This window comes from Streptomyces milbemycinicus (genome assembly GCF_002154605.1).
Classification (GTDB): Bacteria; Actinomycetota; Actinomycetes; order Streptomycetales; family Streptomycetaceae; genus Streptomyces; species Streptomyces milbemycinicus.
On the sequence record NZ_MUNE01000080.1, the window covers coordinates 1 to 14730 of the forward strand.

A 14730-nucleotide genomic window follows, 5' to 3' on the forward strand; every position below is an offset into this window, starting at 1 on the left:
CGACGCCGGCGTCGTCCGTGTCACCGCCCCCGGCCGCAAGGAGTGCGAGGGCAGCTATGACACCCCCGGCGACGGCCTCCCGCTGACCTCGGTCAACCCCGGCTACACCCTCACCGATCTGCGTCCCGAGGGCTTCGAGCCGCAGGTCTCCGCGATGGACTGGCTGCCGGGCGGCAAGCTCGCCGTGACGACGTGGGGCGGCAGCACCAAGACGGAGGGAGAGGTGTACGTCCTCGACCACGTCACGGGTGACACCGGCCCGGAGAAGGTCACGTACAAGAAGATCGCCGGCGGTCTGAAGGAGCCGATGGGGATCAAGTACGTCGACGGAAAGCTCTACGTCTCGGAGAAACACCAGCTCACCGAGTTGTCCGACATCGAGGGCGACAACGCCGCGGACGAGATCCGCAAGATCGCCGACTGGCCGTACGGAGGAAACTTCCACGAGTTCGCCTTCGGGCTGCTCTACGAGAAGGGGAACTTCTATCTGAACCTCTCCGTGGCCATCAACTACGGCGGTGCGACAACCAATCCGCAGCCCGCCACGAACCGCGGCACCACCATCAAGGTGAACAAGAAGACCGGCAAGGTGAGTTACCTGGCCGGCGGCCTCCGTACACCGAACGGGATCGGACGGGGCCCCCAGGGCGATCTCTTCGTCACCGACAACCAGGGCGGCTGGCTGCCCGCCTCCAAGCTGCTCCACGTCAAGCAGGACCGCTTCTTCAACCACTACACCAACCCGGACGGCCCGTTCGACGACCGCTCGGTCACCAAGCCCGCGCTCTGGCTGCCGCAGAACGAGATAGCCAACTCGCCCAGCACGCCGATGCTGTTGAAGAAGGGACCCTTCGCCGGGCAAATGCTCTTCGGCGACGTCACCTACGGCGGAATCCAGCGCGCCGACCTGGAGAAGATAGACGGCGAATACCAGGGCGCGGTGTTCCGGCACACCCAGGGCCTGGAGGCCGGCATCACCCGAATCAGCACCGGACCGGACGGTGCGATCTACGCCGGCGGTCTCGGCGCCGACGGAAACTGGGGCCAGGAAGGCAAACTCCGCTTCGGCCTGCAAAAACTCACGCCGAACGGCACGACCGCCTTCGACATCAAGACCATGCGCGCCACCCGCGACGGCTTCGAACTCACCTATACCAAGCCCCTGTCGGCCGAGACCGCCGCCAAGCTGACGAACGGCGCCTACTCCGTCGAGCAGTGGCGCTACGTCCCCACCCCGGCGTACGGCGGCCCCAAGGTCGACGAAGAGGCCCTCCCCGTCGCAGCCGCCCGACTGTCCGCCGACCGTCGCACGGCCCGGCTCACCATCCCCGGCCTCAAGACCGACCGGGTGGTGCACGTACGCTCACCGCGCCCCTTCGCCTCGGACGCCGGTGAGCAACTCTGGTCCACCGAGGCCTGGTACACGCTGAACGCACGCCCCGGCCCCGAGCAGCCCGTCACCTCGTACGACGCGGAATCGGCACGCCTGTCCGGCGGAGCCGACATCGACACCGAGCACGCCGGCTACACCGGCGGCGGCTTCGTCGACGGCTTCGGCACCCCGGGCGCCACGGCCACCTTCGAGGTCGACGCACCCGCGAAGGGCAGCTACGACGTGGGACTGCGCTACGCCAACGGCCCCCACCCCTTCACCGGCACCAAGACCCTGGGCATCACCGTCAACGGCGGGCAGGCGCAGCAGACCAGCCTCCCCTTCACCGGCGCCTGGAACCGCTGGTCCACCAAGACCGAGCGGCTCTCCCTGCGCAAGGGCCGTAACACCATCGCCTACACCTATCGGCCCGAGGACACCGGCCACGTCAACCTGGACATGATCGAGGTGCGCAGCCCCGGCAGCCGGATCGACCTGTTCTCCGGCGGCAGCGTCTCCACCGCCTGGCAGCACACCGACGGCCGCAGCGTCGAATGGCCGCACTCCGCCGAGGACTCCATCGAGGTGTGCTGTGGCGACATCCGCACCAAACAGGCCTTCGGCGACTTCAGGCTGCACGCCGAATTCCGGGTGCCGAAGCTGCCGGACGATGTCACCGGGCAAGACCGCGGGAACAGCGGTATCTACCTCCAGGAGCGGTACGAGATCCAGATCCTGGACTCCTTCGGAGTGGAGAAACTCGCCTCGAACGAGGCCGCAGCCATTTACAACAAAAAGGCCGCCGACCTGAACGCCGCCACTCCACCGGAGAACTGGCAGACGTACGACATCGAGTTCCGTGCGGCCCGTTTCGACACCGCGGGCCGGAAGACCGATGACGCCAGGATCACCGTGGTGTGGAACGGCAGGAAAGTCCACGACAACGTGGCAGTGGACGGCCCGACCGCCGGCGGCGACGCCGAATCTGCGGCGGCGGGCGCCATCCGGCTCCAGGACCACGGCAACAAGGTCCGCTTCAGGAACCTCTGGATCGAACCGCTGGACTGACAGCCACAAAAAGAACTGTCCCGGGCCGGCGAACCCACCGCGTGAGAACGCACGGCTTCGTCGGACCCGGGACAACCGGGCTCATGATTCTTCGCCTTCCCAGGGTGACGGCTCGTCAGGCAGGCATCAACGCTCCGGAGAGAACTCCGGCAGCACGCCCTTGGTGAGCAGGAAGCACCCGTACGGTCTGTCCTCGCCCGTGATGACCACCGCAAACGCGGAGCGGGCACGCGCATAGAACGCGTGGCGCTCGACCGTCTCCACCGCGAGAGGACGGCCCGATGCCTCCTCCGCGGCGGCGACGAAGTCCGTCTGTACCGGCGGCTCGGCGGCGGCGTCGCCGACGACCGCCATCCTCGCGATGGGTTCGGCGACGAATGTGTCGAGCGGCAGCAGTCCCAGCACCGCCCGGCCCGCCGAGACGACGTCGGTGCCATCCAGCCTAATCACACGGTCGTTCACGGAGTGCGCGGGGAAGTTCCTGTCGACGAGCGCGATCGTGTCTCCATGCCCCATCCGCGCGAGCGCGTACAGCAGGTCCGGGGTCAGGAGCGGGTCGATTCCTTTGAGCAAGGCGGATCAGCCTTCCGTGATCGAGGGGGAGCGGGGGCCGGAGCCGGAACCGTCCGGGGGCGTACCGAGGTCCGGAGTCGCGAGCGCGTGGCTCAGCAGCGGGGGCGCGAGCAGCCCGCACGGCTCAGGCTCGGTGCGGAGCCCGGTCCCGGCGTAGTAGCGGTTGGCCGCCGACGGCGCGACCCGGATGCGGAGTTCGTTCCCCCCGGGCCGCAGGGCGTCAGCGGGGATCGTGACGCGGTACGGCGCCCAGGCGCGCGCCCCCACACGCACGCCGTTCACGGACACGATCACAGCTCCGGCGACAGCCGGGAGCGTCAGCTCCAGGGGGACCGGCGCGTCGAGTTCGATCTGCCGCACATAGTCGGCGGTGCCCGCGAACGCCGGAAGGCCCTGGCGCTCCCAGCCGTACGTCACCGCGATGTCGCGGCGGGTGCCCGCCTCCTCGTACGCGTCCTCGGCGATCTCGAGCAGCCAGCCGGGCTCGAGCGCCTCCGGCGCCGACCATTCCGGCGTGCCGTGACCGGCCGCGGCCTCGGAGTCTTCCGCGGTGTCCGCCCGGCCTGAAGCCGGTTCTGCGCCCCTGCACACACGCAACAAACGCAATGCGTTCTGCTCCAGGCGCAGCACGACCGGGCCCTGGGCTGCTCCGAGGGTGCGCACGGTGCCGTCGGCGGCCTCCCACTCCTCGATATGCCAGGGCCCGTCGGGCAGCAGGAGCTCCACCGTGCCCTCGGTCTCGGCGAAGCACGCGAAGCGGAAGCCGTCGGCCGCGTCCGGGCCGCCGCGCCAGCGCACCGCCGAGCCCGCGGGGACGCGCAGTGTCGGCTCAGTCTGCCCACGCTGTGCGACGAGCCCGCGCAGGACCGCCTCCTCGGGGACCGTGGCGAACACCTCCACGGCTGGGGCGAGGGCTGCCCAGTCCTCGACGGCGGTCTGCGGGCCCTCCTGGTAGACAGCGGGCGTCGCACCGCCGGCGAGCACCCGTACCCCCGATTCGGCCAGGCGGCGAAGCCGGCGCAGCGATGCGGCCGAGCGCAGCGTTGTCACGGCGGGAAGCACGAGCGCCCGGTACCGGTGGTCCCCGAGCCACACCGCGCCCTCTTCCACAGCGGCGGCCTCGAGATCGCGTTCGTCCACGAGGTGGAAGGCCACCCGGGACTCGGTGAGCGCGCGGGCCCACTCGCCCATCGCCGACGCCTGCTCGCCGAGCTGACCCGCGGTCCACACCGTACGCAACGGGTACAGGACCGCCACGTCGCTCTGCGGTGACACCGGCTCGAGGAACTCGCTCAGCCGCGCGCTCTCGAGCGCGAACCGAGGGTGATGATCGGTGAACCACGGTTCGAAATTGATGCCCGGGGGGAAGTCGAAGCGCGGATTCCGCAGCGACTCGTGATCGTCTCCATGGCCGTGGGTCTGATAGAAGCCGTGGAAGATCATCTGCCGCATGCCCTGCAGATGGTGGTTGATCGCCGTTGTGCGCAACTCCTGCAGGGTCAGCCCCCAGTGGCCGGACCACGGGGTCCCGCCTTCGGGCGGGGTGAGGAAGTACTGCTCGACCATCGTCCCGCCGCGGCCGTGGTGGCGGGCGACCGAGTCGCCGAACACGGGGCTGAGCTGCACCAGGGCGTCCTGCGCGTCCACCGCGGTGAGGTCGCGGTAACCGTCCACGCCGAAGTGGTCGAGCCCGAAGTTCACGCGCAGGTCCCAGTTCGTGAACGCGGTGTCGAGCGCCCAGCCGCCGACGTGCCCGAGGACTTCATGGCCGGACTGACGCAGACCGTGGGAGTGGCTCCAGGTGCGCAGCTTGCCGAGGAACGTCTCCATCGCGTAGCCGCTGAAGTGCTCGTAGAACTGGGCGCGAAGGCTCAGCCGCTCCGGCTCGTCCCCGTCGAGTACGGCGGCGAGCACTTGGGCGGTCCGCCCGCCCCAGCGCTCCCGGATCGAGACGGCCAAGCTCTCGTGGAACGGCATGGCCGACCGCAGGTCTCCTGTGCGCTCCGCCCAGTCGTAGTACACGGCGTGCGGCTGGTCGAAGAACATGTAGGCGACGGTGGAGCCGAAGAAGTCGCCCAGGGCGTCGGCGAAGGGCTGGTAGCCGGCCTCGATGAAGCGATCGACCGCGACCGGGTCGACGGGGTTCACGAGCCGGGAGGTCGCGCAGCGGGCGGAGACGAACACGATCGCCTCCGCGCCGTCGGGCACGGGGTCGACGAGGCGGACACGACACCTGTCGGCGGTGCCGTCCACGCGGTCGACGAGGTCGGGCCGCTCGGCGGCCGCGCCCTGCTCCCCTTCCACGACGAGCGCGTACTCGATCCGCCAGTCGGCCCAGGCGACGACGCCGCCCTCGTAGTGCCAGTCCATCGCGGTGGGGCCGAGGTTCTCCGTCGCCGAGCGGATCCCGCTGAGCGAGCCGTCGCTCGCGCCCGCGGGGATCCGCACCCAGAACAGGTGTCGTTCGCGCAGTTCGTCGTGGTCGGCCACGGCCCGGCCCGCCGCGTGACCGGTCTGCCAGTTGTAGTCGTCGTAAATGCCGACGATCATGCCGAACTCGGCGGCCGTCTCGACGGCTGTACGGCACGCGGCGAGGTAGTCGTCGTCCAGGTAACCCCCGATCGGGTAAGACAACCGCGCCTGCACCTGGAAGCTCCGGATCCCGGCGTCGTACATCTGCCGCACCTGGGCGCGGATCGTGTCCTTATCGGGTAGCCGATGCCAGAACCAGTAGGCGGCGGGCGCATGCCACGGGTCCGGGTTCCGGAATCGCTGCAACGCGGCCTCATGTGCGGCCTCATGTGCGGACAAGGGGGTCAGCTCCTCGAGCGGCGGCGAGACCCGCGTGGGCCTCGCCGCCACGGGTCGGTCAGCGTTCGGAGCGGTCGGCCGCGTACCTGCCGGCCGCGTCGGGAGTCGGAACCTCGCGCCCGCCCTTCCCACGAGCGGCGTCTCCCGTGGTCACGAGCGAGTAGTCGGGCTTCGGGTCCAGCCGGAGTCCGAACGTGAGGATTGCGTAGAGCGTGGCGCCGAGTGCCAAGGCGATGACGATGCCGAGCCCGCTCGACCCGAACACGCCGGTGCGGGCTTTCTCGGTGAGGAGGAATCCCGTGATCTTCCCGAAGTTCGGGTCGGAGCTCGTCACGAGGCCGAGACCGACGACGGTTCCGGTGATCAGACTCAGAATCGCCGTCCAGCGCCCGTCGCGGCCGCCGTAGCCACGTGGGTTCGCCATGTCGGTGTTCCAGCCCATGCGGCGCTGCCGGATGAAGTCGACGATCTGGATGCCGCCCATGGTGCCCATCATCACGGCGATGAGCGACAGGAACGACTGGAACGTCGCGAGGAACGAGGTGGAGATGAACAGCAGGTAGAAGGCGCCCGCCGCGATGATGACCGCGTTGATCGCGGTCGTCACGGAGCGGCGCAGCCGTACGCCGACCGCCATGAGGGCGAGGCCGGAACTGTACATGCCGGTGATGGCGGCCGAAACGAGCGAGATGACGATGATGATGGAGAAGGGAACGAAGAACCACATCGGCAGGAGCGCGGTGAGCGCGCCGATCGGGTCGGACGCTGTGGCGGCACCGAGCTTCGAATCCCCGCCGACGAGAAGCGCGCCGACGGCGAGGAGGATGACGACCGGCAGGCTGAGCCCGGCGACCGTCCAGCTGATCACGCCGCGCGCCGGGGTATCACGCGGGAGGTAACGGGCGAAGTCGCCCCCGTAGTTGAGGAAGCCGAGGCCGACGAGGGTCATCGCCATGATGATGCCGCCGATGAACACGAGCGGTCCGCCCGCAGGGGTGTCACCGAGGTGCGACCACTCGATCTCAGGCACCATGAATCCGAGGAACGCGACCGTCATGATGCCGGTCACCCATGAGATCCAGACCTCGACCTTCATGATGAACTCATGGCCGAGGACTGAGACCGTCATTGTCACGGCGAGCACGAGCACGAACCACAGCACGATCGTGAACGTGGCGCTCGACCCGTCCGTATCGGCGAACACCGACGGCCACAGCTTCGCGAACAGGTTCGCACCGGTGGTCGAGGCAAGGGTGATAATCGTCACCTTCCAGCCCATATTGGACAGGTAGGCGAAGAACGCGGGGATCCTGTTGCCCTTCATGCCGAACGCGAAGCGCGTCTGGGCGAGGGTCGGCAGTCCCGTGCGGGGCCCGCCGACCGCGAGGATGCCGACGAGGGCGGATGAGGCGAGGTAGCCGACGGTCCCGGCGACGATCGTCTGCCAGACGTTCAGGCCGAGGCCGAAGACGAAGATGCCGTAACTGATGCCGAGGATCGAGATGTTCCAGGCGAACCACACAGCGAACAGGCCGCTCGGCCTCCCGCGCCGTTCGGCATCGGGAACGGGATTGACGCCGTTCGACTCGACGGTTGTGCCTCTACGACCTTGCTGAGCCTCATTGCTCATGGAAGGGCGCCTTTCGATGTATGGCGATGTGGGGACGGGCGGGGGGTGAAAGTTCGGGGAAGGAGCGCGTCGACCGCGTCCGGGGGCGACGCGGCTCCGCGTGCGGCGTGCGGCATGCGATGTGTGGCGTGCGCGGTGGCGGCCATCGCGGTCGCGGCGGACGCGTGTACGGCGGTGAGGCGGACCGCTAAGCGGTGGGGTGGACCGCTAATCCGCTGGTGAGAGGGGCAGCGAGCGCGCCGGGGCCGCCCCCCGCCTGAAAGCGCCTGCTGGTGCGAATCTGCTCAGCGCCGCGCGGCAGGCGCGGCAGTGTGCGGCCGAGGCCTAGGTTCACCGGTCCGGCGACAAGCGCCCGTCCGCCGCCCCCGGGGGCGTGCAGCGGGCGGTCACGCGGTACTCTCATCGTCGGGAAAACCATTTCCGAACCTAAGCACGCTGGCCCCTGCCGCGTCAACGGATCGCCGAGACCGCCCTGATAGCATCCACGGGCAGGAACCAGGGGAGACCAGGATGGGCGCGCGCATCGGCTTGAAGGACGTGGCGTTGCGCGCGGGGGTGTCAGTGCCGACAGCGAGCCGTGTGCTCTCCGGTGTCCAGCGCAACGTTGATCCGGAGCTGGCGCTGCGGGTGCGGAACGCATGCGAGGAACTGGGCTACAGGGTGAACGCGGCGGCGCGGGCGCTGCGGATTCAGTCGACGGATTCGTTGGCGCTTGTCGTTCCGGCGATCGCGAACGCGTACTTCGCGGAGCTGGTGTCGGCGTATTCGCGTCGTCTGGATCTTCAGGGCAAGCGGCTGGTGACGATCGACACGGGCGAGAGCCCGGAGACCGAGCAGCGCCAGCTCGGCGCCATGGATCGTGCGCTGGTGGACGCGGTGCTCGTGGTACCTGCCGCGTTCGAGCGGAGTGGCGCGGCGATCACGGAGCTCGCGCGGTCCAACCGTGTCGTGCAGGTCGACCGCCGCGCACGAGGCGTCGAAGCGCCGTCGGTACGGCTCGACAACGCGGCCGGGGTCCGCCTGCTCGTGGAACACCTGCGGGCGCGGGGCCGCCGCAGCATCCTGATGGTCGACGCCCAGGAAGACTCCTCGTCGAGCATCGAGCGCACAACCGCGTTCCGCGCGCTCGCCGGGCCGGACGACCAGGTTCTCGAAATGCCCAACTTCACAGTGGCGAGCGGCATCGACGCGGCGCGGCTCCTGCTCGCGAACCCCGGCGACACAGATGCGATCATCTGCACCGCTGACACTGTCGCGCTCGGCCTGCTGACGGCGCTTCAGCACGCCGGTAAGCGCGTGCCTGCTGAGTACGCGATCACGAGTTTCGACGGTACGTACATCTCCGACACCGCCGCGCCGGGACTCACCACCCTGGGCTCGACCGCCGAGCGCATGGTCGAGGCCTCCCTCGCCCTTCTCGACGGCGGCAGCGGTGATGTCGTCCTGAAGCCCGAGCTCGTGATCCGCGGTTCCAGCGGCTGACTGCGAATCCAGGGTCGCCGGCGTTGCCCTTGCCGGAAATCTCATCCGCCCAGTACGCCGTCGAGCGGGCGTTTGCTGCGATCAACAGCATGCTGCTGGAGCACTTGCTGGGCTTCACAGGGGCCGACTGGGGCCGGGCGAGGACCACAGCCTCAACTCGCTGTTCGCTGCGGCGATGCACCAGGGCGGCTTCGCCCTGCAGATCCCCAAGCCGGAGCTCTACTACGGCCTGCTCAAGGCCCATTACGTCAAGATCCACCCCCGGCGAGGGGTGAAGATCGGCGGGCTTTGGTATCACGACGAGGTGCCGGACGCCCCCGCTTCCACCGGCCATCGAGCCGGGGCCACCACCGGCAGCGAGCGCGTCCTCGCCCCTCTCATCCCCGCCCTGCCGCCCCAGCTGCGGCACCGCAGGCACTGGGGGTCGATCGCCAGCTGCCTCGCCACCCCGAGACCGAACACCCATACGCCCAGCTCAAGCCGCTCCTGACGGAGTACGCAGACCGGCTCGCCGGCACCATCGGCCAGCGGCAACCGTAAACGCCTGATGCCGCCTCCAGCGGCACCCTCCACCGTGCAGGGTTCGACGGGAGGCCGGGGGCTGGCAGCCTGACGCAGCGCGACTGGTGACCGCGGAGGGTCACGCCGGAAATAGCGCCTGGGGCTCTACGCGGCAAGGCATCAAAAAGGCCCCCGGGTGGCCCTCTGTCGCATTTTCAAGGGGTCGAGGCAGGGGGGATTGACCATGGTGAAGTAAGGGCCGCACGGCGGCGCATGGAGGCATTGTCGCCCCATCGGTAAGGGGCATCTCCGGTATCCTGGAAACCGTCCCGGCAGTCAGCGGTCCCGAGGTCCGTGCGCCTCCGGGGCCCTGTTTGGGCTGCCGTGCCCTGTCTCCGCCAGCTGTCCGGCCGCTCCCGCACCGTGGTGCGGGAGCGCGGTCTGCCATGCCCGAAAGAGAGCATCTGTGACCACTTACGACACTCGCACCGCCACCGATACCCCCGGATCCCAGCAGCCCGGCCACGCCGGAGCGGCGTCGTATGACGCCAACGCGATCACTGTTCTGGACGGCCTGGACGCCGTGCGCAAGCGGCCCGGGATGTACATCGGCTCCACGGGAGAGCGGGGGCTGCACCACCTGGTGCAGGAACTCGTGGACAACTCCGTGGACGAGGCACTCGCGGGGGTGGCCGACCGGATCGACGTGACGGTCCTGGCCGACGGTGGGGTGCGGGTGGTCGACAACGGCCGCGGCATCCCGGTGGGCATGCACCCGGTGGAGAAGCGGCCGGCCGTCGAGGTGGTGCTGACCGTGCTGCACGCGGGCGGGAAGTTCGGGGGCGGCGGGTATGCGGTCTCCGGCGGTCTGCACGGTGTGGGCCTGTCGGTGGTCAACGCGCTGTCGACCCGGCTGTCGGCGGAGATCTGGACCGACGGCTACCGGTGGACGCAGGACTACAGGGACGGTGCCCCCACCGCCCCGCTGGCCCGACACGAGGCCACCCCCCGGACGGGCACCTCGCTGACGTTCTGGGCAGACGGCGACATCTTCGAGACCACCGAATACTCCTTCGAGACGCTGGCCAGGCGTTTCCAGGAGATGGCCTTCCTCAACCGCGGGCTCACCCTGACCCTGACCGACGAACGGCCCTCCGCGCACGCGACGGCCGCGGCCGACGAAGCCGACTCGGACCCGGCAGCGAAGACGGTCTCCTACCGCTACGACGGCGGCATCACCGACTTCGTCGCCTACCTCAATGCCCGCAAGGGCGAGCCGGTCCATCCCTCGGTCATCACCATCGCCGCCGAGGACACGGAACGGCTGCTGTCAGTCGAGGTGGCCCTGCAGTGGAATGGCCAGTACACCGACAGTGTGTACTCCTACGCCAACGCCATCCACACCCATGAGGGCGGCACCCACGAGGAGGGCTTCCGCACGGCCCTGACCACCGTGGTCAACCGCTACGCGCGGGAGAAGAAGCTGCTGCGGGAAAAGGACGCCAACCTCTCCGGCGAGGACATCCGCGAGGGCCTGACCGCGATCATCTCGGTCAAGCTCGGCGAGCCGCAGTTCGAGGGCCAGACCAAGACCAAACTCGGCAACACCGAGGCGCGCACCTTCGTGCAGAAGGTCGTCCACGAGCACCTGACCGGCTGGTTCGACCGCAACCCGAACGAGGCCGCCGACGTCGTGCGCAAGGCCATCCAGGCGGCCACGGCCCGGGTCGCGGCCCGCAAGGCGCGCGACCTGACCCGCCGTAAGGGTCTGCTGGAAACGGCGGCGCTGCCGGGCAAGCTGTCCGACTGCCAGTCGAACGACCCGGCAATGTCGGAGATCTTCATCGTCGAAGGAGACTCCGCCGGCGGCTCGGCCAAATCCGGTCGCAACCCGCAGTACCAGGCGATCCTCCCGATCCGCGGCAAGATCCTCAACGTGGAGAAGGCCAGGATCGACAAAATCCTGCACAACCAGGAGATCCAGGCGATCATCTCCGCGTTCGGCACGGGCGTGCACGAGGACTTCGACATCGCCAGACTCCGCTACCACAAGATCATCCTGATGGCGGACGCCGACGTCGACGGCCAGCACATCAACACCCTGCTGCTGACCTTCCTGTTCCGCTTCATGCGCCCACTGATCGAGGAGGGCCACGTCTACCTCTCCCGCCCCCCGCTGTACAAGATCAAGTGGAGCCGGGACCACGTCGAATACGCCTACTCCGACCGCGAACGCAACATGCTCCTGGAACGGGGCCGGCAGGACGGCCGCCGGAGCAAGGACGACTCCATCCAGCGCTTCAAGGGCCTGGGCGAGATGAACGCCGAGGAACTGCGCGTCACCACCATGGACCCCGACCACCGGGTCCTGGGCCAGGTCACCCTCGACGACGCAGCCGTCGCCGACGACCTCTTCTCCGTTCTGATGGGCGAGGACGTCGAAGCCCGCCGCCACTTCATCCAGCGCAACGCCAAGGACGTCCGCTTCCTCGACATCTGACCCTGGGCACTGGCCTCCTGGCCCCTCGGGATGCCCGGCCGACACTCCACCATTACCCCTCTGTTGCCCAGGAGAGCACTGCGTGAGCACACTCCCCGTTCCGGCCGCCGGCAGCCGCCCGCAGGACGGCTCCGACTACACCGCACGGCACCTGATGGTGCTCGAAGGACTGGAGGCCGTACGCAAACGCCCCGGTATGTACATCGGATCCAGCGACAGCCGCGGCCTGATGCACTGCCTATGGGAGATCATCGACAACTCCGTCGACGAGGCGCTGGGCGGCTACTGCGACCGCATCGAGGTGATCCTGCACGACGACGGCTCGGTGGAGGTGCGGGACAACGGCCGCGGCATCCCGGTCGACGTCGAGCCCAAGACCGGCCTGTCCGGCGTCGAGGTCGCCAACACCAAACTCCACGCGGGCGGTAAGTTCGGCGGCGGCTCGTACGCGGCCTCCGGCGGTCTGCACGGCGTCGGCGCCTCCGTGGTGAACGCGCTGTCCTCCCGGCTCGACGTGGAGGTGGACCGGGACGCCAAGACCCACTCGATCAGCTTCCGGCGCGGCGTCCCCGGCATCTTCACCGAATCGGGCCCCGAGGCGCCCTTCGACCCGTCGAGCGGCCTCCTCAAGGGCAAGCGGGTCCCCAAGACCCGCACCGGCACCCGCATCCGCTACTGGGCGGACCGGCAGATCTTCCTCAAGGACGCCAAGCTCTCCCTGGAGACGCTGTACGCGCGCGCCCGCCAGACGGCCTTCCTGGTGCCGGGCCTGACGCTGATCGTCCGGGACGAGCGGACCGCCGAGGGCCGGGACGGCGCCGAGGGGCCCTCGGAGGAGATCTTCCGGTTCGACGGCGGCATCAGCGAGTTCTGCGAGTACCTGGCGCAGGACAAGGCCGTCTGCGATGTGCTGCGGCTGTCGGGGCAGGGCACCTTCAAGGAGACCGTCCCGGTCCTGGACGAGCGCGGCCATATGACGCCGACCGAGGTCACGCGCGAGCTCGGTGTCGACATCGCGCTGCGCTGGGGCACCGGCTACGACAGCACCACAAAGTCCTTCGTCAACATCATCGCCACCCTTAAGGGCGGCACCCACGTCTCCGGCTTCGAGCGCTCGGTGACCAAGACGGTCAACGAGGTGCTGCGCACCGCCAAGCTGCTGCGTGTCGCCGAGGACGACGTCGTCAAGGACGACGCCATGGAGGGGCTCACCGCGGTCGTGACCGTGCGGCTGGCGGAGCCGCAGTTCGAGGGGCAGACCAAGGAGGTGCTGGGCACCTCAGCGGCCTCCCGGATCGTGGCGAACGTGGTGGCCAAGGAGCTCAAGGCGTTTCTCACCTCCACCAAGCGGGACGATAAGCAGCAGGCCCGCGCCGTGCTGGAGAAGATCGTGGCGGCCGCCCGTACCCGCATCGCGGCCCGTCAGCACAAGGAGGCGCAGCGCCGTAAGACCGCGCTGGAGTCCTCCTCGCTGCCCGCGAAGCTGGCCGACTGCCGCAGCGATGACGTGGACCGCAGCGAGCTGTTCATCGTCGAGGGCGACTCGGCGCTCGGCACGGCCAAGCTCGCCCGGAACTCCGAGTTCCAGGCGCTGCTGCCGATCCGCGGCAAGATTCTCAACGTTCAGAAGGCGTCGGTCTCCGACATGCTGAAGAACGCCGAGTGCGGTTCGATCATCCAGGTCATAGGGGCCGGCTCGGGCCGGACGTTCGACATCGACCAGGCCCGCTACGGCAAGGTGATCTTCCTCGCCGACGCCGATGTGGACGGCGCCCACATCCGCATCCTGCTGCTCACGCTCTTCCAGCGCTATATGCGGCCGATGGTCGAGCAGGGGCGGGTCTTCTCGGCCGTGCCGCCCCTGCACCGGGTCGAGCTGGTCAACCCCAAGCGGGGCCAGGACAAGTACGTCTACACCTACTCCGACCACGAGCTCCAGGAGACGCTGCTGGACCTCCAGCGCCGGAACGTGCGCTACAAGGACGGCATCCAGCGCTACAAGGGTCTGGGCGAGATGGACGCCGACCAGCTCGCGGAGACCACGATGGACCCGCGCCACCGCACCCTGCGGCGGATCAACATCAGCGACCTGGAGGCCGCGGAGCAGGTGTTCGACCTGCTCATGGGCAACGAGGTCGCGCCCCGTAAGGAGTTCATCACCAACTCGGCGGCGACCCTGGACCGGTCGCGCATCGACGCCTGACGTACTCCGGCCGGCAGCGGACAAGTGCCTCTCCACCCCTGGGTGGAGAGGCACTTTCCACCCAGGGCCCACCTCAGGGCCGATCCGCGCGGCAGAGGTCGTTCCGTAGCGTCTGGGACCCCGCCGGACCCAGGGAGGGCCGATGAACCGATGGCCCCGGATGTGGCGCTGATGGATCTGCGGATGCCCCGCTGCGACGGCGTCGAGGCGACCCGGCGCATCCGTGCCGAACATCCCGCGACCCAGGTCGTGGTCGTGACCACCTACGCCGACGACGAATGGCTCTTCCCGGCCCTGAAGGCGGGCGCCCGCGGTTATGTGACCAAGGACGCCGACGCGGAGGAGATCGCCCGCGCCATCGAGGACGTGATGTCCGGGCAGGCCGGGCTGTCGCCGAAGGTGCAGCGCAGGCTGCTGGAGCGACTGGTCGCAAGCACCGCGGACACCCCGGACACCGCCGACGGAACAGCCGCGAAGACGGGGGCCGGGGCCGTGCCGGGCCCGCTGCCCGACGGGCTCACGCCCCGCGAGGCGGAGGTCCTGACGCTGGTCGCCGAGGGGCTGTCCAACGCCGAGATCGCCCGGCGGCT

At 69.0% G+C, this 14730-nt stretch carries 9 protein-coding genes; 6 read left to right on the forward strand and 3 right to left on the reverse strand.

The features are described 5' to 3' along the window. Positions 1-2440 (forward strand): 3-keto-alpha-glucoside-1,2-lyase-like domain-containing protein (locus CCN51_RS07500; protein WP_086859381.1); only part of this gene is annotated, 2440 nt, incomplete at its 5' end. 126 nt (positions 2441-2566) lie between these two features. Here the strand turns inward: CCN51_RS07500 and CCN51_RS07505 are convergent. From CCN51_RS07505 to CCN51_RS07515, 3 genes are read right to left on the reverse strand one after another with little or no spacing between them, the layout of a single operon-like run. Beyond that, complete coding sequence (locus tag CCN51_RS07505; protein ID WP_014182082.1) at positions 2567-3013, reverse strand: RbsD/FucU family protein; 447 nt, start codon at positions 3011-3013, stop codon at positions 2567-2569. 6 nt (positions 3014-3019) lie between these two features. Beyond that, complete coding sequence (locus CCN51_RS07510; RefSeq protein WP_014182081.1) at positions 3020-5824, reverse strand: hypothetical protein; 2805 nt, start codon at positions 5822-5824, stop codon at positions 3020-3022. A gap of 58 nt (positions 5825-5882) precedes the next feature. Continuing rightward, positions 5883-7454 (reverse strand): purine-cytosine permease family protein, encoded by a 1572-nt coding sequence (locus CCN51_RS07515; protein WP_078610801.1) that lies wholly within the window; start codon positions 7452-7454, stop codon positions 5883-5885. Between the two features lie 510 nt (positions 7455-7964). On the opposite strand from CCN51_RS07515, the gene CCN51_RS07520 reads away from it, so the two are divergent. The 5 genes from CCN51_RS07520 to CCN51_RS07540 form a co-directional block, all read left to right on the forward strand. Then, the gene (locus tag CCN51_RS07520; RefSeq protein ID WP_014182079.1) at positions 7965-8936 is read left to right on the forward strand and encodes a LacI family DNA-binding transcriptional regulator; all 972 of its coding nucleotides are present in this window, start codon (positions 7965-7967) and stop codon (positions 8934-8936) included. Positions 8937-9111: 175 nt separating this feature from the next. Continuing rightward, the gene (locus CCN51_RS59575) at positions 9112-9426 is read left to right on the forward strand and encodes a hypothetical protein (protein ID WP_014182078.1); all 315 of its coding nucleotides are present in this window, start codon (positions 9112-9114) and stop codon (positions 9424-9426) included. A gap of 477 nt (positions 9427-9903) precedes the next feature. Beyond that, complete coding sequence (gene gyrB / locus CCN51_RS07530) at positions 9904-11937, forward strand: DNA topoisomerase (ATP-hydrolyzing) subunit B (RefSeq protein WP_014182077.1); 2034 nt, start codon at positions 9904-9906, stop codon at positions 11935-11937. Positions 11938-12019: 82 nt separating this feature from the next. Then, complete coding sequence (locus tag CCN51_RS07535) at positions 12020-14140, forward strand: DNA gyrase/topoisomerase IV subunit B (protein ID WP_086859383.1); 2121 nt, start codon at positions 12020-12022, stop codon at positions 14138-14140. Positions 14141-14290: 150 nt separating this feature from the next. Beyond that, positions 14291-14730 (forward strand): response regulator transcription factor (locus CCN51_RS07540; RefSeq protein WP_086859385.1); only part of this gene is annotated, 440 nt, incomplete at its 3' end.

Excerpts from the sequence above, each read along its gene's own strand:
- CCN51_RS07515 (WP_078610801.1), bottom strand. The coding sequence starts at position 7,454 with ATGAGCAATGAGGCTCAGCAAGGTCGTAGAGGCACAACCGTCGAGTCG.
- CCN51_RS07520 (WP_014182079.1), top strand. The coding sequence starts at position 7,965 with ATGGGCGCGCGCATCGGCTTGAAGGACGTGGCGTTGCGCGCGGGGGTG.
- CCN51_RS59575 (WP_014182078.1), top strand. The coding sequence starts at position 9,112 with ATGCACCAGGGCGGCTTCGCCCTGCAGATCCCCAAGCCGGAGCTCTAC.